The organism is Verrucomicrobiota bacterium, from assembly GCA_016200005.1.
Lineage (GTDB): Bacteria > Verrucomicrobiota > Verrucomicrobiia > Limisphaerales > PALSA-1396 > PALSA-1396.
In genome coordinates this window covers 52,233-75,828 of the sequence record JACQFP010000003.1, presented here as the reverse complement: position 1 = coordinate 75,828, position 23,596 = coordinate 52,233, and the positions used below count along the sequence as shown (strand labels likewise).

Here is a 23,596-nt window from a genome sequence, read left to right as displayed (position 1 = left end):
ACGGTTCACGAGGCGGGGAGTTGTCCGCGATATTCCGTGGGCGACTGGCCGAGGATTTTTTTGAAAACGCGGTTGAAATGGGTGAGAGATTGGAAGCCCACTTCGTAGGCGATTTCGCTGACGCGCAGATTTGGATTCAACAAAAGGTTCTTGGCTTTCTCGATGCGCACGCGCGAGAGGTAATCGGTGAAGTTGATGCCCGTCGCCTTCTTGAACATCTTGCAGAAATAGTAGGAACTGGCGTTGACGGCTTTGGCCACCATGCCCAGTGAGAGGTCTTCGGTTTGGTTTTCGTTAATGTAAGCCTTGGCGCGAGTAATCATGGGCGGCTCGGCGTTTTCCTGCTTGACGATGAGTTGGTTGCTCACCATGGAGAGGTGTTGGGCAAAAATGCTGAGCAGCCTGACCACCGATTCATGTTGTTTGGCCGGCAGCACGCGCGTATCAAAATAAGCGGCCCTGAGGTCATTTGATTTTGTCGGCACGCCCCAGTCGGCGACGAGCTTGGCGGTGCGCTCAAATTGCGCCTCCGTCGGCTTCTTGCGGAAGACCTGGCCGGTTTTCAAAAAACCAATCAGGCGATCCCCGGTTCGAACCGGCACAGCGGTGTCGCACAAGCCCAGGGTGCAGGTGACAGATTGCGCTTCGCGGGTGGCGGTTTCGGTGAGTTTCTGCTGCACTTGCAGGCAGGCGGCGCAGGAGCGGCTGTTTTGCGCCATCATCCCGCAGAACGGATTTTCCTTCCGCCGGTCGTGGTGCGGCAGTTGCCACGACTCCAGCGGCTGCAGGGAAACGGGGAGCCCGGTGGCTTCGCTGAAAGCACGTTCGTAGTCCTGGTAGATTTGCGAGGTGGTCAGGGCTTCGATTAAATTTTTGTTATCGTTCATATTTGTCGCTTTCTGTTCGGCACGTCACCAAATTTGTTTTGGTAGCAACAAAATAGGAGAAGGCACGATTTACGACAATTGGGGCCGTCCCTGATTCTCGTTTAGGGGAAAGCGGCCAAGTCAGATAAGGAAAACCCTTATTGGAGGATGACGCGAACATTCAGATCGCATAGTCGCCGGGATCATTCCACGAACGTTTGTGCTTCCAGTTCCCGGCCGTCCAAAAGGCCATTGCGGTTATCAGTTCAGTGTCTGACTTCGAGCAGTTGCAGCCGGGTCGCCTGCAATCGTTGCAGCACCACCCCCGCCATGCGTTTCATCAACTCATAGCCTAGATCATGGTCCTTTTCACATTCTTCGCGCAACCGGGTGCCATAGAAAAAGATCGCGGTGGTTGGTTCCAGTGCGCGCGCGTCGAAGTGCCAGTAATAAGGCGGGAAAAGCCAGGACCAGCCCAGCACGTCGCCCGCACCGATGGTTTCGATCCGCACGGCAGGGCGGTCTTTTGGGGAGGATTCCAAGCCCACCTGACCCTGCTGGATCAGATAGAAACGATTGGCGGGATCACCCTCGCGAAAGATCAATTCACCGGCTTTGAACTGCGATTGCATGGCGTTGTCGGCCAAGATCTGGCGATGCTTTGAACTCAAACCTTTCAAGAAAGGGAGTTCAGCGATGATGGATTCCAGCGTTTGCATAATTCGGTTGCCCTCACCGGTAATCGGGTGCGAGTGATGTCCCGACTTTGGCCAAAGAATAATCTCATTTGCTGCACCCATCGTACTGAGCGAACAAGTCGAAGGCTTTACTTGAATTGGTAAAGGCTTTGCAATTCTTGCCAGATTGGAAGTTGCCACGGGCAATAAACGTTGAGTTTTTGACAATCGCTGTGCGGCAGAACGGCATGGCCAGCTTAGACTCACCTGGAAAAACCAAGCGCAACCCAAGCGTATGAAAACGAACTCTGTGAAAAGGCGCTCACGATCAAGGGCCGATCTCCTAAAGCCTATTATGTCCACAACGTCAGTGGACGCCTGCAGCGAGGTCGATCCAGCCCGATTGGCTCTGAAATTAAAGCGAATCCTGGTGCCAATCGATTTTTCCAAGGCCTCGGTTAGAGCATTGCAATATGCCGTGCCGCTGGCCGAACAGTTCGGTGCCACGATTTGCCTGGTGCATGTGGTGGAGCAGGCCTCCTTTGCCAATGATCTCGAGAATCTGCCGCTCGCAATCCCCGAAGCAAGAATGACCGAAATCGCGCGAGACCGTCTGATTTCCCTGTCCAAGAAAGCCATCAAGAGACTCATACCGGTGCTGCCGCACGTCCGCGTCGGCAAAGCATTCCTGGAGATCGCAACGCTCGCGAGCACTCAAGACATCGATCTGATCGTCATCGCGACGCGCGGTCACACGGGTCTGAAGCACGTTTTACTGGGCAGCACCGCGGAGAAGGTCGTGTGTCACGCACCCTGCCCGGTACTCGTGGTGCGCGAACCGGAGCACGAATTCAGTTAAGCAAGACTGCCACCGGAAAGGAACCATTATGAAGATCAAACCCACCTCCAGACCGGGACAAGTGCGCTTCGAGTTGAATCGTCGGGACGATCAACTGCTCCAGGCAGGTGCCGCCAAAGCCTCGGCGGCAGCGCCGTCATTCCAATTGAAGAACATCCTGGTGCCGATTGATTATTCTGACTATTCGCTGAAGGCTCTGCGCTATGCGTTGCCGTTTGCGGAGAAATACGATGCCAGGCTCATCCTCCTGCACGTGGTCGAGCCGCGGGTTTATCCGGAAAACTATTTTGATATACTGGTGCCCGCTGAAATGGAACAGGTGAACATGGAACTGGTGGCGACGGCGCGGAAACAACTTGCGGCATTGTGCCGAACGGAAATCAATCCGAAGATCGCCGCCGATCCCATCGTTCGCATCGGCAGGCCATACGCCGAGATCATCCACACCGCCAAAGAGTGGGACATTGATCTCATCATCATTGCCACGCACGGGTACACGGGACTAAAACACGCCTTCCTGGGCAGCACGGCCGAACGCGTGGTGCGACAGGCACCCTGCCCGGTGTTGACGGTGCGCGAACAGGAACATGATTTTGTTTAACGAGCCGCCGGTGGGCCAAAAGTGTTATGAAAACCAAAGCCAGGAAAACGCCGCCCCGGACAGGGGCTGGAAAAACGCCGCGCATGGCCGGCAAAACGCGGCCTGGACCGGCTTTCCAACTCGCGAGCATACTGGTGCCGGTCGATTTTTCGGAGTGCTCGCGGAAGGCGCTTGACTATGCCCTTCCGTTTGCCCGGCAGTTCCAGGCCGCCATTACTCTGCTGCACGTGGTGCACGTCAACTATTACACCACCAGCAGTGAATATTCGGCCTTTGATTATCCCGAGTTGATGGAAGAGACGCGACGGGCCGGCGAACGACAACTTGGCAGGCTGGCCAGTTCCGTTCGAAAAAGTTGCCCGGTCAAAACGGTGATCGAAACCGGCCATCCCGGAAGTGTCATCGTGGATGCCGCCAAGAAACGGCGGGCAGATTTAATCATTATTTCCACCCACGGCCGGACGGGATTCAAGCGCGTCCTCCTCGGCAGCACCACCGAACATGTTGTGCGCTACGCGCCTTGTCCCGTCCTCATCGTGCGCGAGCACGCGCATGAATTCATTTAGCCCCGGCCCAATCACTGGAAACCAAAACCATCGCAACATTGTTTCCCAACCCGATGCCAGTTTGCAATCGCGGCGTAGAGACGGTGTGTGTTATGCTTTTGAAAGTGATCTATGAGCTTGCCGTCTCAAACTGAAGCGCCGCGGGATTCGGAAACGCCCAAGTGCCTCGCCCGTTCCGTGGCAGACGCACTGGCCACCGAGCCGACGTTGGAAGCCGTGACAATTAATCGGGCGCGCCAGACGATTTCGGTCGCCACGTTGGGAAGAGCAGACGTGCCCAGACTCACCGAACGCATCACCACGACGATCCGAAAAGGGCAGGAAGCCGATGTGAGCCATCATTGCCATCTGCTCGCCGGCGAAGGCGACTGCCAGACTTGTGACACACCGCTCTCACCGCAGGAGCGTGAGAAAATCGCCATCCGCCATGACGGTGACACGACGACGATTGCGCGCGTGACCTGTCCCACAGCGCCGACGTTCTGGCGTTGGCGCGATATTCCCTGGCCCAAGATGGTGCAACGGGACGTTGAATTCCTCGAACACGCAGAACATATTGACGAATGGAAACCTCAACTGGCCGCCGCCATCTTGTGCGGCGTGTTTGGGCTTGGCGCTTACTTCGCTGGCGCAGGCTGGATCACGAGAATTCTATACGCGTTCGCCTATGTGGCAGGTGCCTGGTTTACCGTCGAGGAAGTCTGGGCGCGTCTCAAAAAAAGCACCATCGATGTTCATTTCCTCATGTTGGCCGTGGCCGTTGGCAGCGCGAGCATTGGCGCGTGGGGAGAAGGCGCGATGCTGTTGTTCCTGTTCTCCCTCTCCGGCGCGTTGGAACACTTCGCGCTGGGCCGGACGCAACGCGAAATTCGTTCGCTCTTCAAAGCCGCGCCCAAGGTCGCCATCGTGGTGGACGAACGAGGCCGCGAACGAGAAGTGCCGGTGGAACAATTGCGGCCCGGAATGCGCCTGCTCCTCAAGCCGGGCGCGCAGTTTCCCGTCGATGCGGAACTGGTCAAAGGCCAGACTGCCGCCGACGAGTCGAACCTCACCGGCGAAGCCACGCCCGTGGAGAAAGGCGTAGGCGACAGTGTTCTGGCTGGCACGCTCAACCTTTGGGGCGCCGTCGAAGCGTCCGTGTTGCGGCCCGCGGCCGAAAGTTCTTTGCAAAAAATAATCCGGTTGATCCAGGAGGCCCAACACCAGAAGGCGCCCGCGCAACGGTTCACGGACAAGTTCGGAACGGTTTATACGTACCTGGTATTGGCGCTTTCGTTGGTGATGTTTTTTATCTGGTGGCTGGGCTTGGGGTTGAGTCCATTCACGGCGACGGCCTCCAGGCAAAGCGCTTTTTACCACACCATGACGTTGCTGGTCGTCGCATCACCCTGCGCTTTGGTGCTTTCCATCCCGTCCGCCGTGCTCGCGGCGATTGCGTGGGGTGCGCGGCGCGGAATTCTTTTTCGCGGCGGCGCCGCGGTGGAAAAACTGGCGGAGGTCAACGTCGTCGCGCTCGACAAAACCGGCACGCTGACCACCGGCGAGTTGAAGGTGGAGCGCGTCGAAAGTTTTCCGCCGGGCCAGGAGCAGGAGATCGCGCAACTGGCTTATTCCTTGGAACGGCTTTCGGCCCATCCACTGGCTCGCGCCATCACTCGCCATGGAAAACATCAACAGCTTGCCGCGGTCGAATTGACCCGGTTCGAATCGGTCACGGGCCTCGGCGTGAAAGCTCTGCACGGCGAGCAGCGTGTTTTGCTTGGACGCCGGGAATGGCTTGCGCAAGGGCCACAGGCCGCCATCATCCGCCACGTGCCGCCGACCGAACCTGGTTTTTCCGAGGTGTGGCTGGCGCGGGACGGTTTGGTCGGCCGGGTTTTGTTGCGCGACGATATCCGCCCGCAAGCGCGCGCCGTGGTGGAACAATTGCGACAACTCGGTCTGCGCAGCGTCGTTTTGACCGGCGACCGGCAGGCCACGGGCGACCATCTGAAACGCCAGCTTGGCCTCGACGACGTGCGCGCTGAGTTGAAGCCGGAACAGAAAGTCGAGGTCATCGGTGCATTCACTCAAGCTGGAGACAAAGTGGCGATGGTCGGCGACGGGGTGAACGACGCCCCGAGTCTGGCCGCGGCGCACGTCGGCGTGGCGATGGGCGCGCGCGGCTCGGATGCCGCGCTTGAGCAGTCGGAGGTTGTGCTGATGCATGACCGGCTGGAAAATTTTCTGGCGGCGTTCCGGCTCAGCCAACGCGCCCGGGCCATCATCCGGCAAAACCTGGTGGTGTCGCTGGGCACAGTGGCGGTGCTGGTCTCCTTCGCGATGTTCGGCGCCATTCCGCTGACGGTGGGCGTGGTCGGACACGAAGGGAGCACGGTGATCGTGGTAATGAACAGCCTGCGGCTGTTGTTCGGGAGATTTGAGCGGAGGGCGGTTGATCCGGTGAGGGTCGCAAACGCCTTTTAACGCCACGTGAATTCGCTGAGGTCAAGATACCAGTCGCCGCCATCGGTGACGCGCACGGATTTGGCTTCCTGCTTGTAAACAATGCTCTCCAGGTCAACGGACTCCGGAATCACATTCACCAGCAGATCACCCGAGACAACCGAGATGATGCGCGTCCGTTTCTCCGGTCGGCGAACGAACGCAAACCGCACGGCATCGACCGTATAGACATGGCCGGTCACGCGCGCGACGCCGTTCTCGTATTCATCAACGACGCCAATAAAGTGGCGGTGCGGCTCTTTCTCAAAAAGTCGCCGATGAATCACGTGGATTTTTTCGCCTTTTTTGAGGATCATAAAATTGCCAGGAACTCGCCGTTGATCGCACCGTCAGGGATTGCGTTCAACGGGCGGATTATTCGTCGGCGGAAGTTGCCGGAGCAAGGAAATTAAACCAGCGGAGCACGGGCGCGCAGGATTTGTTGAGGTAGGAATCAGCCGCCGGCCTACGCGCAAACCCTTTGGTCTTGCAGCGATCTCACCACGGGAGTTTTCAAGGTCGTGGCGGATAGATACTCCTCTGATTTGAACAGCGTCAGGAGCATGGAAAATTCCCTGGTCGCTTTCACCGCGTGCGGCAGGTCGGGCGGCATGTAGAGCAAAGCTCCGGCGGTCAGCTTGTGCGGTTTGCCGGCGAGGGTGAATTCGCATTCGCCGGACAAAATCTGGATGAGCGCGTGTTGGGTGGACGTATGCTCGGTCAATTCCTGTCCTTCGGCAAAACCGAACAAAACGACCCGCGCCGCGGCGGTCTTCATCAGCGTGCGGCTGACGATGCCATTGGGCGCAAATTGGGTCTCGGTCGGGAGTGACAGGATTTTTTCTTCTTGAATGTCGATCAACGGTTTTTCGTTCATGGAACAATGATCGCGCAAACCGTGAGCGGCTCTTTGATTTGGGTCAAAGGAAGCGCTTTTTACTCGCCGAGATTCTGGCGCAGCAAAGCGGTGAGTCTGGCGGGACAAAGCACGGTGACGGATTTGCCTTTCACGCTCAGAAGTTTTTGTTCGCGAAACTTCGCCAGCGTGCGGGAAAAGGTTTCGCTGACGGTGCCCAGTTCGGCCGCCAACACGCGCTTGGTCATGCTCAACTCAAAAGTGAACGGCGTCTGGCTGTCGCGGTTCGGACAACGCTTGACGAGCCAGTTGGCCAGCCGGGTCTCGACATCCTTCATCGTCAGGTCTTCGAGTTGTCCGACCAGCACGCGCAGGTGCACGCTCATCGAGCCGAGCATGCGCAGCGCGAGTTCCGGCTGCTGCTTCAGCAACGCCAGGAAGCCCGCCTTCTGAAGCAGCAAGACTTGCGACGATTCCAACGCGCGGGCCTCAGCGGGATAACCTTTATCCGTGGCCAGCGACGCTTCGGCGAAAGATTCACCGGCACGGAAGACGTGGATCACCTGTTCCTTGCCGGCGGCATTGACGCGATGCACGTTGATCGCGCCGCGTTGCACGATGTAGAACCCGTGCGAAGGATCGCCTTCGTGGAACAGATATTCGCCTTTCTCCAGATTCTTGAGCAGCGTCATGGCGGCGAGACGGGTCAGGTCGGGCAATGGCAATCCGGCAAAAAGCTGGCAGCTTCGCAGCGCATTGACGAGGGCCGTCTGTTTGAATTCAGCAAGGGCGGCGGACATGCGCCCCATTCAAGCAGCTTCGCGCCAAAAGTAAACAATCCAATCCGCACCCTGACCGCGTTCCACTTTCGACAGGAAGCCTTCGCTGCCCAGCTTCTCGATGAGCGGGGACGGCAGGAACGGCGCGATAATGATCAACCCTTCCGTAAGCTTGAGCGCGTCCACGCGCCGACGGATTTCGGGAAACGGTTCGATGCCTCGTCGCAACAAATCGCGCACGTCGAATCGTTTGAATTGCGTTAGCGGTGGCATCGGCGATGGTAGTTTACGCGTGGCATCGGAGAATACCATCGCCAAGCACGCGCGCGCGCAGCCCGCCGCGGCTCTTGAGCCAGTCTGCCGCGCCGGGACCCAGCGCAAAGTTCATCCAGTGGCACGGCTTGCATTCCTCCACGCCGGCAAACTTCACGCCTTGGATTTCAAACTCCTTCCCAATGAAGTCGCTCAAGTCCCTGCCGCTGACCAAGACGTTCCGCCGCGCCGCGCCTGGTCGGGCGTCGGGCAGTGACAACTCACGACGCAACGCCTCGAATACCTCCATCGAGAAAAACGTGATCTGCCCTTTGTAATCTTCCCGGTGCCCGAAGAAACGGTCGCCGCGCAAGCCGCGTCCGGCCACACACTCGACCTGTCCCAGCTCCAGGACCGGATTGGTGCCCGGCGGCTGACCGTGATGGCCAACGTAATTGTGCCCGGGCGAAATGAACAGTTGGCAAATGCGCATCATGCGACGATCCCTAACTCGCCGGACTCCGCAGTCCGCAGACTACTTGAAAGCGCGGGTCGGCGGCGACCTCGTACGTCTCCCGGCAGCGGCCGCACAAACCCGCTTTCGGCGACCAGCCAGGAAACTCCGCTATAATCCGCGACGCGATCCGCGCCGGCAACGACTCGCCCGCCGACCAGTCGAACGTGGTGAAACCGCACAGCGGACACGGCGCGCCGGGCGCGGCCTGGTGCGCCTCGCGCAAACCGCGCGGATCCGAAATTAGCGCAAGAAAATCCGCGTGGCGCGGCGCGTGGTTGTGCCAGAGCGCATCGAAAATTTCCGCGCGCTTTTCCTCCGGCCAAAACGAACAGCCCCGCGCGAACGCTGCGGCATGTTGTTCGCGTGTCGCCATCGGTGCGTGACCGCTGGCAACGAGTCGCCCGTCAATCGTGATGTCCCACAGCAGGCGGTAGCGTTCGCGAGCCAGGCGCTGTTGCGCCCCGTTGAGTGCCCGCAGATCGAGCACAGGCACGTAGCCGAACGCCGGATCGAGCATGTCGTGCAAATGCGTAAACTCGTGGCGCAGATAATCCTTCAACGCGGCATCACGCGCCAAACTCTCCGGCCGCAACGCCATGACGCCGCTGCGCTGACCCGCTTCGTTCACATGAAGCTCCGCGCCTTCGTCCTGCCTGCCACGCGACTTGCGCACGGCCAGCACGCTCAACTTCTGCGGCAGTAGTGGGAATTCCTTCAACACGTCGGTGATCCGCTTTTCCAGTCCCCATTCACGGAACCATTCGAGGTTTAGCCGGAAGAACGCCGCGTTACGCTCGTCGGGGTCGGGGATGGCGTAGAGTTTTTCGCGTTCGCGATGGAAGCGGGCGATTTGGAGCGGGTGAGGGGTCGGACAACTACTTGTTGCATATGCAACATGAATTTGTCCTGCCTCAGAATGGTCGTCTCTGCCTGGGGTTGCGCGTGCGCGCCGGCTGCTCGCGCAAAGGAACACGGCGGCCTCGATGAAATCTTCGTCGTAGCGCAGTTGCATGGGTCAGGTGGCCGCCAGCGCGCCGGGCGGAAGATTGTGAAGGCCGCACGAAGCGCACATCGTCTCGGCGGCTTCGTCCACGGGGCGCAATAACAAATCCTCGCTGCCGGGGCTTACGCCGAAGCGCTTGCTCTCGGACTCGACAAATGTGCGGGTGCAGACCGCCAGGGCGCGGAGCGCGGGATCGTCCGTGGCCTTGGTCAGTCTCCGCGCGAACGCCGGTGTCCAACGACCGAGATGTTCGCGGAGAAATTTCTTCTGCGCGTCGCGGCAGAGCGCCAGCTCGTCGGCGTCGAGTTGGTTCTCGAGCGCGTAAGCTTCCTTGGCCGCGAGCACGCACATGAACTCGAGTTCGAGGCAGATGTGGTCGTGGCGCTCGTCGGCGTCCTCCGCAACTTCGAGGCCGAACGCGCCGTAAAACGCCGCGAGGTCGGCCAGACGATGCGGCTGGAAGAGCGGGTCGGCTTTGAGGTCGCCGTATTCGATTTCGTTTAGCGGACAGGAACCGCGCGCTGCATGGCCGAACGCGGCGAGATAGGCGGAGTGAAACGAATCGAAGTCATCGTGTTCGAGCGACGTGATCAGAGCATCGGCGCTCGGCAATAGCGACGGGCCGAGAAAGGCGTTGGCAACCCGCAGTGCGCCGATGGTCTGCGGGTGGGTCAACCAACCCCACGCCTCCGGCGTCGGGTCTTCGTAGGCTTTGGCGAGAAAGCGGTGGGTGAACGCGCGCGCCATGGCAAGGTCAATGGAACTTTGAAGCCCTGCCTTCGTAGCAGCCGACGTGAGTCGGCCCTGACCAGATGGAGCGGACTCACGTTCGCTGCTACCGGCATCGTCGTCGCGGTAATTTCCAAACACTGAGCGTTTCGGCGTGTCGCTGCGCGCGGCCCACTCTTCCTTTCGGATTTCGGATTTTGGATTTTGGATTTCAGATGGAGTTGGCATGTTTTTCGGGCCGCACGTGCAGCGGTTCTTCGACGGTTGTCTCGATGATCTTCGTCCCATCCTTCGCGTAGCCGATGATGGTGTCGTTAAACATTGCGAACTTTTTGCCGCGCACTTCGGTCTCGAATACTTTCGGGCCTTCCTTGATCTCGTAGCGGAAGCAGATCCGCTGGTCCTTGCCGAAGAGTTGCAGCACCGCCAGCAGTTCACGGTCGGGCGCCGAGTATTTGTCGATGGCGGCGTCCACGCCCGGGCCGAACATCTGTTTGAGGTAAGGCCGTGGCACCCAGCGCGGCGGGATGTAGTAACCGTTGGGTTCGGTGCCGAATTGCGGATAGAGCGGCAGCGCGACTTTGGCGACGTGGATCAAATAGTAAAGCGGGTTATAGCGGTCTTCCTTCCACGTGCCGTCCTTGTTCAACTGGACCAAACCTTGGAGGCGAATGTGGCCGATGCATGCGGCCATGCAGCGCGTTTGCATGGGCAGGCCGCCGCCGGCCTGGTCCTTGCCCTCGACGCGCGGGAAGCAGGCGATGCATTTCTCGCTCGTGCGGGTGGTGCCGCGATAAAAAGTTTTTTTGTAAGGGCAGGCCTCCATGCACTTGCGGTAGCCGCGACAGCGTTCCTGATCAATCAACACGATGCCGTCCTCGGGGCGCTTGTAGATGGCATTGCGCGGACAGGCGGCGAGGCACGCGGGATAGCTGCAATGATTGCAGATGCGCGCGAGGTAGAAAAACCACGTCTTGTGCTCGGGCAACAGCTCGCCGCCCTTGAAGTATTGGCCCTTCACTCCCTTTTCGTTGCCGACGGGATGATCTTCGTAACGATTCGGCGCGGACCATTCCTCATCCGTGGGCAGGTAACCGAGCGCGCGGTTCGCGCCTTCCGGACCGATGAAACTTTTCGCCGCTTCAAAAACTGTTTTACCGTTGAACTGGCCGTAGGGTGCCTTGAGATCCTTGGCCACGCCGCCCCAGTTCTGGCCGCCGGGGTTGGCTTGTTCAAGCAGGTCGAGCGTTTTCACGTCCCAATGATGCGGGTAGCCGCCGTAGGGTTTGGTCTCGACGTTGTTCCACCACATGTATTCCTGGCCCTTCGAGAATGTCCACGTGGACTTGCACGCCATGGTGCAACTCTGGCAGCCGATGCAGCGGTTGATGTTGAAGATGAACGCGAACTGCTGGTCGGGGTACGCCGCGTCGTAGGGATAATCCATTTCGCGACCGAGTTGCCAGTTGAGGACGTTGCTCATGGTTAATTGTGTTAGACGTTCAGTTTTGGAATCGGCGCGCCCATTGGGTCGGTCAAAGAATTTTCCGATTCGATGACTTGTGATAGTGCTGTGAATGAAGGCTTGCCGCGCGCCCCCTCACCCTGACCCTCTCCCCCTCCGAGGGGGGGAGGGAACAGCAATGGACGTTTCTCTGAAAGCTCGACGCCGCTCTCGGAATCCGCGTCCGCAAGGTCGCGGTTTGACGGCGTACGATTCGCCCTCTCCCCTTCGGCAGGGGAGAGGGACGGGGTGAGGGGATTCTCCGCTCGCCACGTCACCGCTCTACCCCAGCGCGCGAATACTTCCGCGATCCTGTCGCGCACGAATTGGTAACCGCGTTTCTCCAGCACGATGTTCGGCCCGAGGTAATGCGGGTTGCAAAACAGCGCGAGCACTTGCTTGTGGTTGTAACCCAACCGCATGAATTCCTCGATGAAGCACTCGGCCATGACGTCGGTCGTGTCCTCGTGCGTGAGCATCGCCATACCGTTCAACTCAAACGGGTCTTCAAAATCGAATTCGTCTTTGGGCATAAGATCATTCAAACGTTGCCGCGCCCTTGCTGCCGAGGAATTCGCCGGCCAGATATTTCTTCATCGGCTTGCCTTCGCCGTCAGGCGACATCCCTTCCGTGCCGGGTTTCCACGGGCCTTTGCCGCCGAGGCCGCCGTCCTCCGCCTTCGTGATGCGGATCAAACATTCCTTCGGCACGGTGTTGACGGCGTGGTTGTCCGCTTCGCCGCCGAAGAGGAAACTCATGAACGCCTTTGATTTGTGGAACAGCGTGTCGGTCTGGTGCATCGGCATGTGCCAGTTGCGCGTGACCGATTGCTGCGAGCCGAAACGGAAATTCGAGATGTAGCCCTCCTCGGTGAGCGACATGCCGTCGGGCCGCGTCTGCTGGGCCTTCACCGTCTTTTCAGTCGCGATGAACGAGCCGTGCTTCATCATCACGACGTTGTAGGGATACGCGGCGTTGAAGGTGAGACGCAGCATGAGCCGGCTCACCTTGTAGAACGGATCGCTGGGCGTCGCGCCGAGATACGGACGGTCGGCGGGGTTCGCGTCCACATAGACATAATCGCCGTCCGCAATGCCGAGGTCGCGCGCGGCCTGGGGGTTCATGTGGAGTTGGTGCTCGCCGACGTTCGGCAGGCGTTTGTCCACGCGATACTGATCGCCGAAGTTCGAGTTCCAGATGAGATGCCAGTCCACGTTGGCCCACGACGAGTGGACACTGTGCCGCGACTTGGGTGTCAGGCAGTAGAACTGGAATCCTTTCTCCCAGAGGAAATTCTTCGAGTTCTTCGCGTCCGCCCAACTCATCTTCACGTTGCGCACGGTGCGCTCATCCCAATGCTCGGCGTCGAGCGGAATGCCATAATCGTTCGGGCGCACGAGCGGGTTTGAACTCACGATGACGTTCGGCAGATACGGCGTCGCCTCCGGGCCTTCGCGGTGGACGATGAAATTCTCGCCGCACGCCAGCGCCGTGGGGTCGTCGCTGTAGGAATGCAACCGGCCCGTGTCCGTGTAGAACGGATAATCATCGTGAACTTGCTCGTAGAACGGAACGCGCGGATAACTGCGGAACAACAGCAGCGCGCCGCCGGGCGGGCCATACTTGCCGGCCATGATGTCGTCGAGCTTGTAGCCGGCGGTCGTCGTGCAACTGTCGAGCAGGCGCTGGATGTAGATGCCGCGTTTCCCCTCGTGCTCGAATTTGAAGTGCGTGTGGAATCGCTTGTCGCCGGTGACTTTGCCGAGCGCTGCGCCAATGCCGGCCAGAATCGCGAGGTCGTCCTTCGAGTCGTAAAGCGGTTTGATGCCGCCTTTCCAGATTTGCAGGAACGGATTCGAGCAACTCGCCGTGATCTCCAAATCCTCGAACTCGACCCATGAATTTGCCGGCAGGCCGAAATCGGAATACTCGACGCTGGCCGTCATTTGAGTGTCCATTGTCACGATCAACTCCACGTTCGGGTTGACGTTCTTGATCATGCCATAGGCCCACTTGGCATTGTTGATCAGGTTCACATTGGTCGTGAAGATCGCCTTGGTTGGCGACGGCATGTGGGAATTGCCGGTGAAGACTTTGCGGCCTTCCTTCGGCGTGTTGACGATAAGCGGGCGGTCGCCGTGATTCCAATAGGCCGGCTCTTCGTCCCTGGTGTAGGCGTGCGCGTGGATGTCCTTGCCGTGCGCCTTGGGATCGAGGTTCTGCTCGAATGGATCTTCGGCGACCCAGCCCTTGAAGCCCGGGCCGGTGAGCTTGCTTCCCTGAAACAGCGCGGCCTTGTAATTGCCCGCCCAACCATGACAGCCAGCGCCCGGCTTGCCAATGTTGCCGGTGAGCATGAGCGGCAGATACGCGGCGCGATTCGCCTCGGTCGCGTGAAACCAGTGATTGATGCCTTCGCCTTGATGAATCGAAGTCGGCGTGATCGTGGCGATGTCCTTCGCGAGCCGCTCGATCAATTCCTTCGGGGCGCTCGTGATTTCGGAAACGGTGTCCAGGTCGTAGTCCTTGAGGTGAACCTGGTAAAGATTCCACGACGTGGCGACCTCCACTTCGCTGCCGTCGGCGAGTTTTATCCTGCCTTTGAAATCAAGCTGCGGATCAAGGCCTGACTTGGCGAGCGTTTCGCCCACCATGTCTCGGGTGAGCGCCTTCGGTGAATTCGACCTGGCATCCCACACCACGAAATCGCCGAGTTTCTGATGTTGTTCATCCGTCAAGCCTTGAACCTTTTTGCTCGGGCTGTCGGCGGGGAGGGTGCTGGTGTAGTTCGCGAAAACTTCTGCGGCGCGCAGGCGCTTGAGATTGTCCGTGCGCACGAGCAACGGGAAATCCGTGAACCGCTTCACGAAGTTTTCGTCGTACCATTTGTTGTCGAGCATCACGCGCGTGACGCCGAGCCAGAGCGCTGCGTCGGTGGCGGGGCGCACGGGAATCCAATAATCCGCCTTCGTGGAGGGCGCGCCGTATTCGGGCGCGATAACGACAATCTTGCAGCCGCGCTCCATCGCCTCGACGAACCAATGGGCATCGGCCATTTTGTTTTCGACGAGGTTCTTGCCGTTCATGACGATGAGCTTCGAGTTTCGGAGATCATTGAAATCCGTCTCGGAATTCTGCAGCCCATGCACCCACGGATGGCCGGGAGCCTGATCACCGTGCCAGGTGTAATTCGACCAGACGCGGCCAGCCTTCGCGTCCTCCTGCTTCACGCCGCGAATGTGAACGTCCAGTAACGCGAGCGAATTGCAGAGGCGATACATGCCATATTTGCCGAGCACGCCGAGCAGGCCCATGCCGCCGCGCATCTTGATGGTGCGCGTGCCCGCGCCGCCCATGACCTCAATCATCTCCGGCGGATAGCCCTGTGATTCGAGGAGCTTCGCGCCCGCTTCGCCGCTGTAACGGGTCGCGATGGCTTTCGTCGCGCGGGCGATGTAGCTGAATGCATCGTCCCACGGGATGCGCTCAAATTTGTCCGTGCCGCGCGAATCGAATTTGTATTTGGCTTTGACCTCGGCGGTGAGGGTCGGGAAACCGTCGTCCGCCCAGCGCTTCCAACCGCGCCGCACGATGGGATGTTTCAGTCGATACGGCCCGTAAAGAATCCGGTGAAACGTGTAACCCTTGGCGCAATGGCGGTTGCCCCAGGCAGTCGTGGCATGATTGCCGTAGAGATCCGAGTAATCACCGATGTCATATTGCTCGCCGAGTCGGACGATGACGCCGTTGCGAACGTGCGCGGTGATGCGGCAATTGTGCGTGTCGTTCGGCGCGCAGACCCAGGAGAACTGGTGGTCGTAGGCATATTGATTGCGGTAGAGTTTTTCCCACTCGCGGTTCGGATAGTGCGCGAGTGGATTGCTGACATCTTCCAGCGCTGGTTGCGCCTGGAGGAAGCGCAGCGGAAGGAATTGCGCCGCCGTGATGCCCGCGCCGACGAGGCCGCTGCGCTGGAGGAAGGAGCGGCGGGAAAAATGGTCGTTCATAATTTTTGGTCGTTTCATTCGAACACAAGTTGATACCAATTGCTGACCATCTTGCGGCCGTTGCGGTCATGCTGCTCGCCGTTCCAGATGGCGAACGCCACAGGCACGGATTTGCCGCGCGCGAATTTCACATCCTCCGCATCTTTTGATTTCAGATCGCGGACGAAAACCACGTTCCAAAAGCCGTCATGCCACAGGCCTTTGCCTTGGACGTTCTGCCCGGCGAGCGGCTGCGATTTGAATGAACCGAAGCCGCGCGCGTTGGCGTCCTCAATGGGTGATTTGTGTGGCTGCGAAATGACATTACCCGCGCTGGCGGCAGTGCTGTAACTCGTGGCGAAGTAAGTGTCCGAGTGCATCGAAGGGTAGGCCGTGTTCACGGTTGGCGCGTGTCCTTCCGCCTCCGCCTGCCAGCCGGCTTTCCATTGCCAGAGGTTCACGGGATTCTTCGCGTCACCCATGCCCAGAAAGCCGTAATTGCCGCTCATGGAGAACTGCAGCGCCGCGGCGTCCTGAAAGTCCTGCACGCGGATCGCGGTGTTTTGCGGAAGTTCGTCGCGCCACTGGAGCAGCACCGCGAGCTTCCGGCCATCGGTCACGGCGGACACCGCCACCGCATAAACCTGTTGCGGCTCGGGCCACAGCGGATTTAGCGGCACGCGCACGGGATCGAGTGATTCCCAGTATTGATCCATCGGATCGATTGGCAATTTCGCGATTTTCTTCACGCGAATCGCTCCGTCCTCCGGTGTGAGCAGATCGTTCACGGCGACATCGGTGCGCCGCAGTGATTGCACGAAATGGACGAGCGCCCAACGTTCCGCGGGCTTCATCACCGCATCGCCATACGGCACCATCGGCGTACCGCCGAGGCCGGTGTAGATGCGCCGGTAAAGATCTGGCCCCGTGTGACCGCCACGGAACATGCCGGTGTTGAAATCGCGCGGGCGAATGGCGAGGCCGAAAGCGTCTTTAAGGGTAGGCACCTGCTCGCCATCGCCTGCACCCGTCGGCCCATGGCAAAGAAAGCATTGCATCTTTTTAAACATGTCGCGGCCCAACGTCAGCTCCTGAAGGGTGACTGGTGTCTCGGGCGGCACTTCCACCGGTTTGGCGATCAGGCCATTGGTGGCGGCTTCCTCGAAGCGGTTGATGCGCTTGCCGGAATTGTCCGTGTAGGCGGTGAGATATTTGACGTACGCAACCGCTTCGCGCCGCTCCTGGTCGGAAAGATACGTGAAGCTCGGCATCGAACTGCCTGGCATCCCGCGGGTGATGGTGTTGAGCAGGTCGTCGTCCGTTGGCAGTGAGCCGGCGGGCGTGGATTGGATTTTGAACAGGCCCGCGCTGTAGTTTCGCGGTTTGGGGTAAAGCCAGACGGCAGCCGGGCCGTTGCCGTCACCGTTGACGCCGTGGCAGGCCGCGCAATGTTGCTCATAGACGGCGCGTCCGGCCGAGAGCGAAACAGTAGCGCTTGTTGGCAATGCAGGTCTTGGAGATACAGTTTGGGCGGGAAGTCCGCTCGTCACGACAAGGATGGTTACGCTTAAGAAATGCGGCGCAATCTTCATTGGATATGATCATGAGCGGGAACCGCGCACTCTGTTTTGATTCAAGTCAAGAATTACTAAAACGGCGCGCGAACAAGCCGTCACCTTCTGTCGCGAAAATTCTCCGGGGCGTCGGCAGAGGTCGTCACCTGATCGACATTGATTCTGGCGCCACGGCAGCGTGCGCGTTCAGCACGGGGAAAGGTTTGTCAGTCTGCGGTTCGAAGCGGCTGAAGCGAAGGACGGCTTATCTCTCGGTCATTTGTCGAACGATGCGAACGGTCTCCTCGATGCTTTGATTCAGCCCGATCTGTTGATGGACTATTTCGCCCTCTGAATTCAAGACCGTGATGAGATTGGAGTGGGCGAACTGGCCACGCGCATCCTTCTTGAATTTTACCCCGAGCACCGCGGCCAGTTCCAGGATGTCGTCCGGTTGGCCGCGCAATAATGTCCACCGGCTTTGCGCCAGTCCCCGGCTCTTGCGAAAGGCGCTCAACGTCTCTGGCGTGTCGCGCTCGCTGTCGAAAGAAACCAGTGTGAAGCCAACGCGGGATCGAAACGATTCCGGCAGCGCGGCCTCAATGCGTTTCATATCGTTGACAATGAGGGGACAGGCGTAGGCGCAGTTAGCGAAGAACATGGCGACGACTTGCGTGCGTCCACGAAGCACGGCGAGCTTGATCGGTTTGCCGGCGTCGTTGGTCCAAGTGGAGTCAAGCTGATAAATGGATCGATCAGTCAGGGGAGCGGCCGGTTCCAGGTTTCTGGCGCAGCAGCAGGACGCTTTGGCGGCGGGTTGGGCTGCTTCGCCGGCGTCACTGCGGGTATTGGCGACGAACACAAGGGTCGCGCCTAAAATACTGACAACGCGAGTTTTCATAAATCTTTGGCGCAACGGAAACCGAGGTTGTGGACGGTGTAATCTGCCTTGAGACTGCTGCGAAAACCGTAACGCATGAACGCCGGGTAATTGTCGCGGTCGTTGGCGCCTTCCGAACCGCTGCCGCAAAAGAGTCTTCGTTCGAGTCCGGTGTCGCCGCGGGATTCGCCGGTTACGAGTGCGGTGTTGAAATCGGCCACCCATTCCCACACTAACCCGTGCAGATCATGGACCCCGAAATAATTGGCGCGCCCAGTGCCGACATGTGCAAGCGTCCGCGGTGCTGGTGTGGTGTACCACTCCAGGATTTGCTGTTTGAATTTAGGATCGTTCTCACCGTCCGGGCGCGTTGGGCTGGCATTGGCGGCATATTCCCATTCGGCTACGGTCGGCAACCGCATTCCTTTCCAGGCACAGTAGGCTTTGGCGGCGAACCAGGAGACGCAAGTGACAGGCGCTTGTCTTATTTTTCCGCCGTCCTTCCCCAGATCAAGGTCACCGGCCCAAGGTTTGAGATAAGATTCGTCAGCTAACAGCCGCTTCACCTGTGACCGGCGCCAGCGTGGATTGGCGCGCACGAATTCCAGAAACTGCTCGTTGGTGACCGGCTCAACCTCCAGATAAAACGGTTTCACTGAAATTTCCTTTGGATCATTCTCACCGCGGAATAGAGGCCGGTAAGCGCCGGCGGGTATGAAGACTGTGCCGCGGGGCGGTGCGACGACTGGCGTGGCGTCGCGTGGTGTCTGCGCACAAAGTGGCGGGACCGCGCTGACCGTGCAGATCAGCGCGGCTGCGAACAGTTTGATTCCTTTAGCCACTAGCGCCTCCTTTCAAATCATTCGCGCCTACTCATAGGGGTTGGCCGGCGGGGGCGGCGCCTCGCTGCGCACGTGGCGAACTTCTTCCACGGACACGGCGTCGCCACTGTTGCCCCAACTGTTGCGGACATAAGTGAGGGCGTTGGCAATTTGTTCATCCGTCAAATAATTCAGCGGAATCATCACGCCGTTGTATTTTTTCCCGTTCACGGTGATTTCACCGGAACGGCCTTGGAGAACCCCACGGATGCTGCCCTCCTTGTCGGCCATGAGGAGGTCGGACCTGGCCAGGGGCGGGATCTGGCTGGCAAGGCCCTGCCCGTCGGGTTGATGGCAGACGAAACAGGTCTGCATGTAAACCTGTTTGCCTTTTTCAATTTGAATCTCCTTGGTCAGCGTGGCGATCTGCGGGTTGGTTTTTATTTCCTGCGCCAGCGCAGATTGCAGCGTGCCGATGCGTTTGGCCGATTCGCTGCCCGCCGCCGCCTGTTGTCCGAGATAGACGGCGTCCACCTCCTTGCCGGTATAGATCAGGTGATTCTCCGGGCCATCCACTTTCAACATGCCGAGCGCTCCTTTGTTGAAGGCGCGCAACAACGCGTGGTCCACGAGAATGAATGTGCCCGGCACATCGGTTTTGAACTCGACGATGGTGGAGCCACCCGGTGGAACGAGCGTCGTCTGCACGTTCTTTTGCAACAGCGATGTGCCGCCTTCGGGATAAACCGTGTCAAAAATCTCGCCGATGACGTGGAATGAAGACACCAGGTTCAGTCCCCCATTGCCGACGAACAGGCGCACGGTTTCGCCGACGCTCGCTTTGAGCGCCTTGTCGCCGACCAGTGAACTGACCGCACCGTTAAACACCACGTAGGGCGGCCTTTCGTCAGCGGCTTTGTTCATGTCGAACGGTTGCAATCCTTCCTCGCCAAACCTGCCCGCCGTATAGACTTCGCTCTGCATTACGTAATACTCGCGGTCCACGGGCGGCAAACCTTCCTTCGGCTCGACCAGTATCAACCCATACATGCCATTGCCGACGTGCATCGGCACCGGCGCCGTGGCGCAATGGTACACATACAAGCCGGGATTCAGAACGCGGAAGGAGAACTGCGAGGTGTGACCCGGCGCCGTGAACGACGAGGTCGCGCCGCCCCCCGGACCGGTGACGGCGTGAAGGTCAATGTTATGCGGCATCTTGTTGTTCGGGTTGTTGTTCAGATGAAACTCGATGAAGTCGCCCTCCCGGACGCGGATGAAACTTCCCGGCACCTCGCCGCCAAACGTCCAAAACAAGTAGTTCACGCCATCGGCCAGCCGCAGCACGACTTCCTGCACTTCGAGCGTCACGATGACTTTGGTGGCATACGCGCGCTTGATCGGCGGCGGCACGTTGGGCGCCTGGGTCAACACCGCCACCTCCTCGCCAACGATGGGTTCGGTCGAATTGTCCACGGCCGCAACACCTCTGGTCGCAAGCAGAGCCAACAGGTTGGCGAATACGATTGCGTTTGCAAAACTGAGCATCAATTTACATTTCATGACTTGAATTCTGCCTGTCATGCGGCGGGACGACTCCACATCTTTTGGTCAACACTGGCTCTTTTTTGTCCTAGGCAGGACAAGTGAATGTTAGCAACGGAGCGCTCTTGAAAGTGGTGACCATGACCAAAAGCTCAACAGAACCCCGCTGGCGTGCAGCCAGCCTCGCAGCAAAGCTGCATTCTTGTTGGCTGATTCATTGGATCGCAAATCCGCAGATTGGCCACCCCCGCCGGCCGCTTCGACGCCTCAATGGCTCACGGTTCCAGGTGCCAGAGTCGAAGTCGCTTCCGAATACACCAGGGCCTGCAAGGCTCCGGCATGCACATGGTCAAGCGAGACCAGGCCTTTAAGCAGATGCAACACTTGCTGTTCGCTGTCGGCGCGCAGCGTCAACACGCCGTCGCTTTCGCCCATCGGCCAATACTGGCTTTCGATTTTGACACCGGCATTTGCGGCCAGCTTGTGCAAGTCATGGTCGCGCTCGGTCGATTTGTTGATGGTCCTGGCCTTCTGTTCAATGAAGCGGAGCAGACTGACGTATTGAGGCATAATGATTTTCCTTATCTCAGCAGGGGAAGTTGCAGTTGGGGGCGGAGACCGCCGGGTCTTTCTGGATTCAGTTGGGGGAATTTGCCGGGTGAATCGAAAACCACTCTCGCGCCCAGTCCTTCTTTCGCAAGGCCATGTTGGAACAAGAATGGAGACGCGGCGTGCGCGCCGGGATTCATCGGTTCGGAATGGCGAGCCATTGGATTCATTCGCGCCTACGTTAAATGGCTGGCGGCACTCCCGCTATTACACTTTTGTGTGATGGGGGTACTACATCTTTGAGTAGTACGAAGGCCAAGACTGGCTGAGGAATGGTTGAATTGCAAAACCTGGAGACGAACCCACCCAAACCGCTTCTGTCCAACTTCGGTTCCCCGCGCCAGGCGTGAAATCAAGCGCCGTCAATGCCGTTGAGTGGCTTGTTTGCAATTTTCAAGCACCCGACCCTCGCGATCATTTCCGCCCTGTTGAGCTGCGGCAGCACCGTGTGTTGTCTGGCGTCGTCGCTCTGGTCCCGCGCAGGGAGAATCGGCTGATCGGAATGGCAGTCACAACTTCGCAAGCTCAGCGTGGATGCTGTCCGGATCACAATGCAAGATGGCGATGCTGCGTTCCAGGTTGAAGCGCTGCTTGCCGGCGTAGCCCGGGTTGAAGTAGAGCGTCTTGCCGATCACTTGATTGAACGGTTTGTGAGTATGACCAAACACCACTACGTCCGGCTTTTCGCGGAGGATGCGTTGCTTGATGATGTCACCGGGAGCGCGCGGATCGACGATGTGATGCAGTAGAAATCTACGTCCTTGGAGTTGAACCATCTCAATTTCGTTGAAGCTGATGTCGCTGTCCGTATTTCCAAGGACAGCCGTCACGGGCGCGATTTGCTCCAGTTCAAAAATGATGCGAGGCGTGCCAATGTCGCCGGCGTGCAGGATGTGGTCAACGTCGGAGAACAGTTTCAGGATTTGTGGATCGAGATAGCCGTGGGTGTCGGAGATGACGCCAATTTTCATGGTGGTAGATCGCGAATATTTCGCTCAGCCTCAGCCGCCTCCTCGATTCATCACGCCTCACGCCTCACGCCTCACGTTTCACGCATCACGATCCCACTCACGCCTTCGCTTCATCGGGTTGCTCGCCTTCGGGTTCTTCCGCCGGCTCCGGCTCTTTCTCTTTCGCCGATTCAGCCGCCGCCGCAATTTTCATGGCGCCGGCGAACAACGCGGTGAAAAGGCCGCCGCTAAGAAGTGTGTTGCGGAAAAACTCCAGCGTAGTCGGATGAAAATCCGGCCTCCCTACCGTCAACGCTTGAATCCATCCCGCGAGTGTTTTGGCGTAGGCAGGGTCGTTGATCCACGATGCGGTGTTGGTCACGACATAGAACAAAACAGCGGCCAAAAGCCCACCGCCAACGAGCTTGAACCAGTTCGTGCGCGGAGAAAACAGCCGTCCCAGCGCGATGATGCCGAGGAAGGAAAGTGTTTTGATCGCCATGTAAACGGTAAAAACCGGCTCATGGTAATAAAAAACATTCAGCAGCACGTCGGTTGCGAGCAGCGTGCCCAACGGCAACCACCAGGCGAGGCGACCCGGAAAATACACTCCCGCACAAAAGGCCAGCGCATACGCGGCGCTGAAGTTCCACGGCATCAGTCCCGGCAGACGCGTCAGCGCGAAGACGACGATCAGGACCAGCGGCAATCCGTACTTTTCTTTCACAGTCCCGGATGATACGCCAACCCGACGCAATGACAAGCCGGACAATTGAGAATGAAGGAACTCTTTTCGCCGGCGGCGCCGACGTCAATGGACAAACTGTTTGAACTCCTGCACGAGGATTGCAACTTGCTGGTCGTCAACAAACCGGCGGGCCTTGTCTGCCACCCGACCAAAGGCGACGTTTATTCGAGCCTGATCAGCCGGGTGCGCCTTTATCTGGGCGCGGAGTTCGACTTGCACCTGATCAATCGTCTGGACCGTGAAACCAGCGGCATTGTGCTCGTGGCCAAAAACTCACCTGTCGCGCTGGAACTGAGAAGAATTTGGGAGAGCCGCTCCGTGCAAAAGGAATACCTCGCCATCGTGCACGGCCATGTGACCGGCGAACAAGGCACGGTGGACGTGCCGCTGGGCAAGGATGAACAAAGCTGCATCGCGATCAAGGATTGTGTCCGACCCGACGGCGCTACATCGCAAACCGATTTTTTTGTGGAACGCCGTTTCACACGGGCGGAGGGCGGTTTTACGTTCCTGCGAGTGTTGCCGCGCACTGGCCGCAAACACCAGATCCGTATCCATCTGGCGCACCTTGGCCATCCCATCGTGGGCGACAAGATGTACGGTGGCGATGAAGATCTGTATCTGGCGCTGGTGGAGGATCGCCTCACGCCGGAACAACGCCGGCGGTTGATGCTGCCACATCACGGGCTGCACGCGAGCGCGTTGAAATTTCGGTGGCGTGAGCAGCGCCTCGAGTTTTCGTGCGAGCCGGAGCCGTGGTTTCGGGAGTTCTTGATTGGGCAGCCGCCACCGGGCGCGGGTTGAGTCTGC

Annotated in this window: 24 protein-coding genes; 5 read left to right on the top strand and 19 right to left on the bottom strand. The window is 58.9% G+C overall.

From position 1 onward, the window contains the following. Positions 1-5 precede the first annotated feature (5 nt). Positions 6-887: a helix-turn-helix domain-containing protein gene (locus tag HY298_00975; GenBank protein ID MBI3848853.1), complete on the bottom strand. Its 882-nt coding sequence runs from the start codon at positions 885-887 to the stop codon at positions 6-8. Between the two features lie 245 nt (positions 888-1,132). Next, on the bottom strand, positions 1,133-1,585 hold the full coding sequence (locus HY298_00970) for a Crp/Fnr family transcriptional regulator (GenBank protein MBI3848852.1): 453 nt from the start codon (positions 1,583-1,585) through the stop codon (positions 1,133-1,135). A gap of 313 nt (positions 1,586-1,898) precedes the next feature. Here HY298_00970 and HY298_00965 point away from each other — a divergent pair, with 313 nt between their 5' ends. The 4 genes from HY298_00965 (at position 1,899) to cadA (ending at position 6,035) form a co-directional block, all read left to right on the top strand. Then, the gene (locus HY298_00965; GenBank protein MBI3848851.1) at positions 1,899-2,402 is read left to right on the top strand and encodes a universal stress protein; all 504 of its coding nucleotides are present in this window, start codon (positions 1,899-1,901) and stop codon (positions 2,400-2,402) included. A 28-nt stretch (positions 2,403-2,430) separates the two neighbouring features. Then, the gene (locus HY298_00960) at positions 2,431-3,003 is read left to right on the top strand and encodes a universal stress protein (protein ID MBI3848850.1); all 573 of its coding nucleotides are present in this window, start codon (positions 2,431-2,433) and stop codon (positions 3,001-3,003) included. 26 nt (positions 3,004-3,029) lie between these two features. Next, positions 3,030-3,569 carry a universal stress protein gene (locus HY298_00955; GenBank protein ID MBI3848849.1) on the top strand — a complete coding sequence of 180 codons (540 nt, stop codon included), beginning with the start codon at positions 3,030-3,032 and terminating at the stop codon, positions 3,567-3,569. A gap of 111 nt (positions 3,570-3,680) precedes the next feature. After that, complete coding sequence (gene cadA / locus HY298_00950) at positions 3,681-6,035, top strand: cadmium-translocating P-type ATPase (GenBank protein MBI3848848.1); 2,355 nt, start codon at positions 3,681-3,683, stop codon at positions 6,033-6,035. Here the strand turns inward: cadA and HY298_00945 are convergent. The 17 genes from HY298_00945 to HY298_00865 form a co-directional block, all read right to left on the bottom strand. After that, positions 6,032-6,370: a hypothetical protein gene (locus tag HY298_00945; GenBank protein MBI3848847.1), complete on the bottom strand. Its 339-nt coding sequence runs from the start codon at positions 6,368-6,370 to the stop codon at positions 6,032-6,034. The genes cadA and HY298_00945 overlap by 4 nt on opposite strands. Positions 6,371-6,519: 149 nt before the next feature. Next, positions 6,520-6,930, bottom strand: coding sequence for a cupin domain-containing protein (locus HY298_00940; protein ID MBI3848846.1), 411 nt, complete (start codon positions 6,928-6,930; stop codon positions 6,520-6,522). Between the two features lie 59 nt (positions 6,931-6,989). Further along, on the bottom strand, positions 6,990-7,709 hold the full coding sequence (locus tag HY298_00935; protein MBI3848845.1) for a Crp/Fnr family transcriptional regulator: 720 nt from the start codon (positions 7,707-7,709) through the stop codon (positions 6,990-6,992). A gap of 9 nt (positions 7,710-7,718) precedes the next feature. Continuing rightward, positions 7,719-7,961 (bottom strand): DUF2249 domain-containing protein, encoded by a 243-nt coding sequence (locus HY298_00930; GenBank protein MBI3848844.1) that lies wholly within the window; start codon positions 7,959-7,961, stop codon positions 7,719-7,721. A gap of 13 nt (positions 7,962-7,974) precedes the next feature. Beyond that, on the bottom strand, positions 7,975-8,433 hold the full coding sequence (locus HY298_00925) for a molybdenum cofactor biosysynthesis protein (protein ID MBI3848843.1): 459 nt from the start codon (positions 8,431-8,433) through the stop codon (positions 7,975-7,977). Between the two features lie 13 nt (positions 8,434-8,446). Further along, entirely contained in the window at positions 8,447-9,469 is a 1,023-nt protein-coding gene (locus HY298_00920; GenBank protein ID MBI3848842.1) for a hypothetical protein, read from the bottom strand. A gap of 3 nt (positions 9,470-9,472) precedes the next feature. Continuing rightward, positions 9,473-10,417: a molecular chaperone TorD family protein gene (locus tag HY298_00915; GenBank protein ID MBI3848841.1), complete on the bottom strand. Its 945-nt coding sequence runs from the start codon at positions 10,415-10,417 to the stop codon at positions 9,473-9,475. After that, positions 10,401-11,672 carry a 4Fe-4S dicluster domain-containing protein gene (locus HY298_00910; GenBank protein MBI3848840.1) on the bottom strand — a complete coding sequence of 424 codons (1,272 nt, stop codon included), beginning with the start codon at positions 11,670-11,672 and terminating at the stop codon, positions 10,401-10,403. Before HY298_00910 ends, HY298_00915 begins: the two co-directional genes overlap by 17 nt. An 11-nt stretch (positions 11,673-11,683) precedes the next feature. Beyond that, on the bottom strand, positions 11,684-12,226 hold the full coding sequence (locus tag HY298_00905; protein MBI3848839.1) for a hypothetical protein: 543 nt from the start codon (positions 12,224-12,226) through the stop codon (positions 11,684-11,686). A 4-nt stretch (positions 12,227-12,230) separates the two neighbouring features. After that, complete coding sequence (locus HY298_00900) at positions 12,231-15,701, bottom strand: molybdopterin-dependent oxidoreductase (protein ID MBI3848838.1); 3,471 nt, start codon at positions 15,699-15,701, stop codon at positions 12,231-12,233. 14 nt (positions 15,702-15,715) lie between these two features. Then, complete coding sequence (locus tag HY298_00895; protein ID MBI3848837.1) at positions 15,716-17,185, bottom strand: c-type cytochrome; 1,470 nt, start codon at positions 17,183-17,185, stop codon at positions 15,716-15,718. 313 nt (positions 17,186-17,498) lie between these two features. After that, the gene (locus HY298_00890) at positions 17,499-18,134 is read right to left on the bottom strand and encodes an SCO family protein (protein MBI3848836.1); all 636 of its coding nucleotides are present in this window, start codon (positions 18,132-18,134) and stop codon (positions 17,499-17,501) included. Continuing rightward, on the bottom strand, positions 18,131-18,919 hold the full coding sequence (locus tag HY298_00885) for a formylglycine-generating enzyme family protein (GenBank protein MBI3848835.1): 789 nt from the start codon (positions 18,917-18,919) through the stop codon (positions 18,131-18,133). Before HY298_00885 ends, HY298_00890 begins: the two co-directional genes overlap by 4 nt. Positions 18,920-18,982: 63 nt before the next feature. Next, positions 18,983-20,497 (bottom strand): nitrite reductase, copper-containing, encoded by a 1,515-nt coding sequence (gene nirK / locus HY298_00880; protein ID MBI3848834.1) that lies wholly within the window; start codon positions 20,495-20,497, stop codon positions 18,983-18,985. 249 nt (positions 20,498-20,746) lie between these two features. After that, positions 20,747-21,049, bottom strand: coding sequence for a GYD domain-containing protein (locus tag HY298_00875; GenBank protein MBI3848833.1), 303 nt, complete (start codon positions 21,047-21,049; stop codon positions 20,747-20,749). A 548-nt stretch (positions 21,050-21,597) separates the two neighbouring features. Beyond that, the gene (locus HY298_00870; GenBank protein MBI3848832.1) at positions 21,598-22,059 is read right to left on the bottom strand and encodes a metallophosphoesterase family protein; all 462 of its coding nucleotides are present in this window, start codon (positions 22,057-22,059) and stop codon (positions 21,598-21,600) included. Between the two features lie 97 nt (positions 22,060-22,156). Next, the gene (locus HY298_00865) at positions 22,157-22,765 is read right to left on the bottom strand and encodes a hypothetical protein (protein ID MBI3848831.1); all 609 of its coding nucleotides are present in this window, start codon (positions 22,763-22,765) and stop codon (positions 22,157-22,159) included. Between the two features lie 51 nt (positions 22,766-22,816). Between HY298_00865 and HY298_00860 the strand changes: the two genes are divergently transcribed. Further along, the gene (locus tag HY298_00860; GenBank protein MBI3848830.1) at positions 22,817-23,590 is read left to right on the top strand and encodes an RluA family pseudouridine synthase; all 774 of its coding nucleotides are present in this window, start codon (positions 22,817-22,819) and stop codon (positions 23,588-23,590) included. Positions 23,591-23,596: the final 6 nt, after the last annotated feature.

What these genes read in the sequence shown, in the direction of transcription:
- HY298_00975 (MBI3848853.1), bottom strand. Translation starts at nt 887, where the DNA reads ATGAACGATAACAAAAATTTAATCGAAGCCCTGACCACCTCGCAAATC.
- HY298_00970 (MBI3848852.1), bottom strand. Translation starts at nt 1,585, where the DNA reads ATGCAAACGCTGGAATCCATCATCGCTGAACTCCCTTTCTTGAAAGGT.
- HY298_00965 (MBI3848851.1), top strand. Translation starts at nt 1,899, where the DNA reads ATGTCCACAACGTCAGTGGACGCCTGCAGCGAGGTCGATCCAGCCCGA.
- HY298_00960 (MBI3848850.1), top strand. Translation starts at nt 2,431, where the DNA reads ATGAAGATCAAACCCACCTCCAGACCGGGACAAGTGCGCTTCGAGTTG.
- HY298_00955 (MBI3848849.1), top strand. Translation starts at nt 3,030, where the DNA reads ATGAAAACCAAAGCCAGGAAAACGCCGCCCCGGACAGGGGCTGGAAAA.
- cadA (MBI3848848.1), top strand. Translation starts at nt 3,681, where the DNA reads ATGAGCTTGCCGTCTCAAACTGAAGCGCCGCGGGATTCGGAAACGCCC.
- HY298_00945 (MBI3848847.1), bottom strand. Translation starts at nt 6,370, where the DNA reads ATGATCCTCAAAAAAGGCGAAAAAATCCACGTGATTCATCGGCGACTT.
- HY298_00940 (MBI3848846.1), bottom strand. Translation starts at nt 6,930, where the DNA reads ATGAACGAAAAACCGTTGATCGACATTCAAGAAGAAAAAATCCTGTCA.
- HY298_00935 (MBI3848845.1), bottom strand. Translation starts at nt 7,709, where the DNA reads ATGTCCGCCGCCCTTGCTGAATTCAAACAGACGGCCCTCGTCAATGCG.
- HY298_00930 (MBI3848844.1), bottom strand. Translation starts at nt 7,961, where the DNA reads ATGCCACCGCTAACGCAATTCAAACGATTCGACGTGCGCGATTTGTTG.
- HY298_00925 (MBI3848843.1), bottom strand. Translation starts at nt 8,433, where the DNA reads ATGCGCATTTGCCAACTGTTCATTTCGCCCGGGCACAATTACGTTGGC.
- HY298_00920 (MBI3848842.1), bottom strand. Translation starts at nt 9,469, where the DNA reads ATGCAACTGCGCTACGACGAAGATTTCATCGAGGCCGCCGTGTTCCTT.
- HY298_00915 (MBI3848841.1), bottom strand. Translation starts at nt 10,417, where the DNA reads ATGCCAACTCCATCTGAAATCCAAAATCCAAAATCCGAAATCCGAAAG.
- HY298_00910 (MBI3848840.1), bottom strand. Translation starts at nt 11,672, where the DNA reads ATGAGCAACGTCCTCAACTGGCAACTCGGTCGCGAAATGGATTATCCC.
- HY298_00905 (MBI3848839.1), bottom strand. Translation starts at nt 12,226, where the DNA reads ATGCCCAAAGACGAATTCGATTTTGAAGACCCGTTTGAGTTGAACGGT.
- HY298_00900 (MBI3848838.1), bottom strand. Translation starts at nt 15,701, where the DNA reads ATGAACGACCATTTTTCCCGCCGCTCCTTCCTCCAGCGCAGCGGCCTC.
- HY298_00890 (MBI3848836.1), bottom strand. Translation starts at nt 18,134, where the DNA reads ATGAAAACTCGCGTTGTCAGTATTTTAGGCGCGACCCTTGTGTTCGTC.
- nirK (MBI3848834.1), bottom strand. Translation starts at nt 20,497, where the DNA reads ATGAAATGTAAATTGATGCTCAGTTTTGCAAACGCAATCGTATTCGCC.
- HY298_00875 (MBI3848833.1), bottom strand. Translation starts at nt 21,049, where the DNA reads ATGCCTCAATACGTCAGTCTGCTCCGCTTCATTGAACAGAAGGCCAGG.
- HY298_00870 (MBI3848832.1), bottom strand. Translation starts at nt 22,059, where the DNA reads ATGAAAATTGGCGTCATCTCCGACACCCACGGCTATCTCGATCCACAA.
- HY298_00860 (MBI3848830.1), top strand. Translation starts at nt 22,817, where the DNA reads ATGAAGGAACTCTTTTCGCCGGCGGCGCCGACGTCAATGGACAAACTG.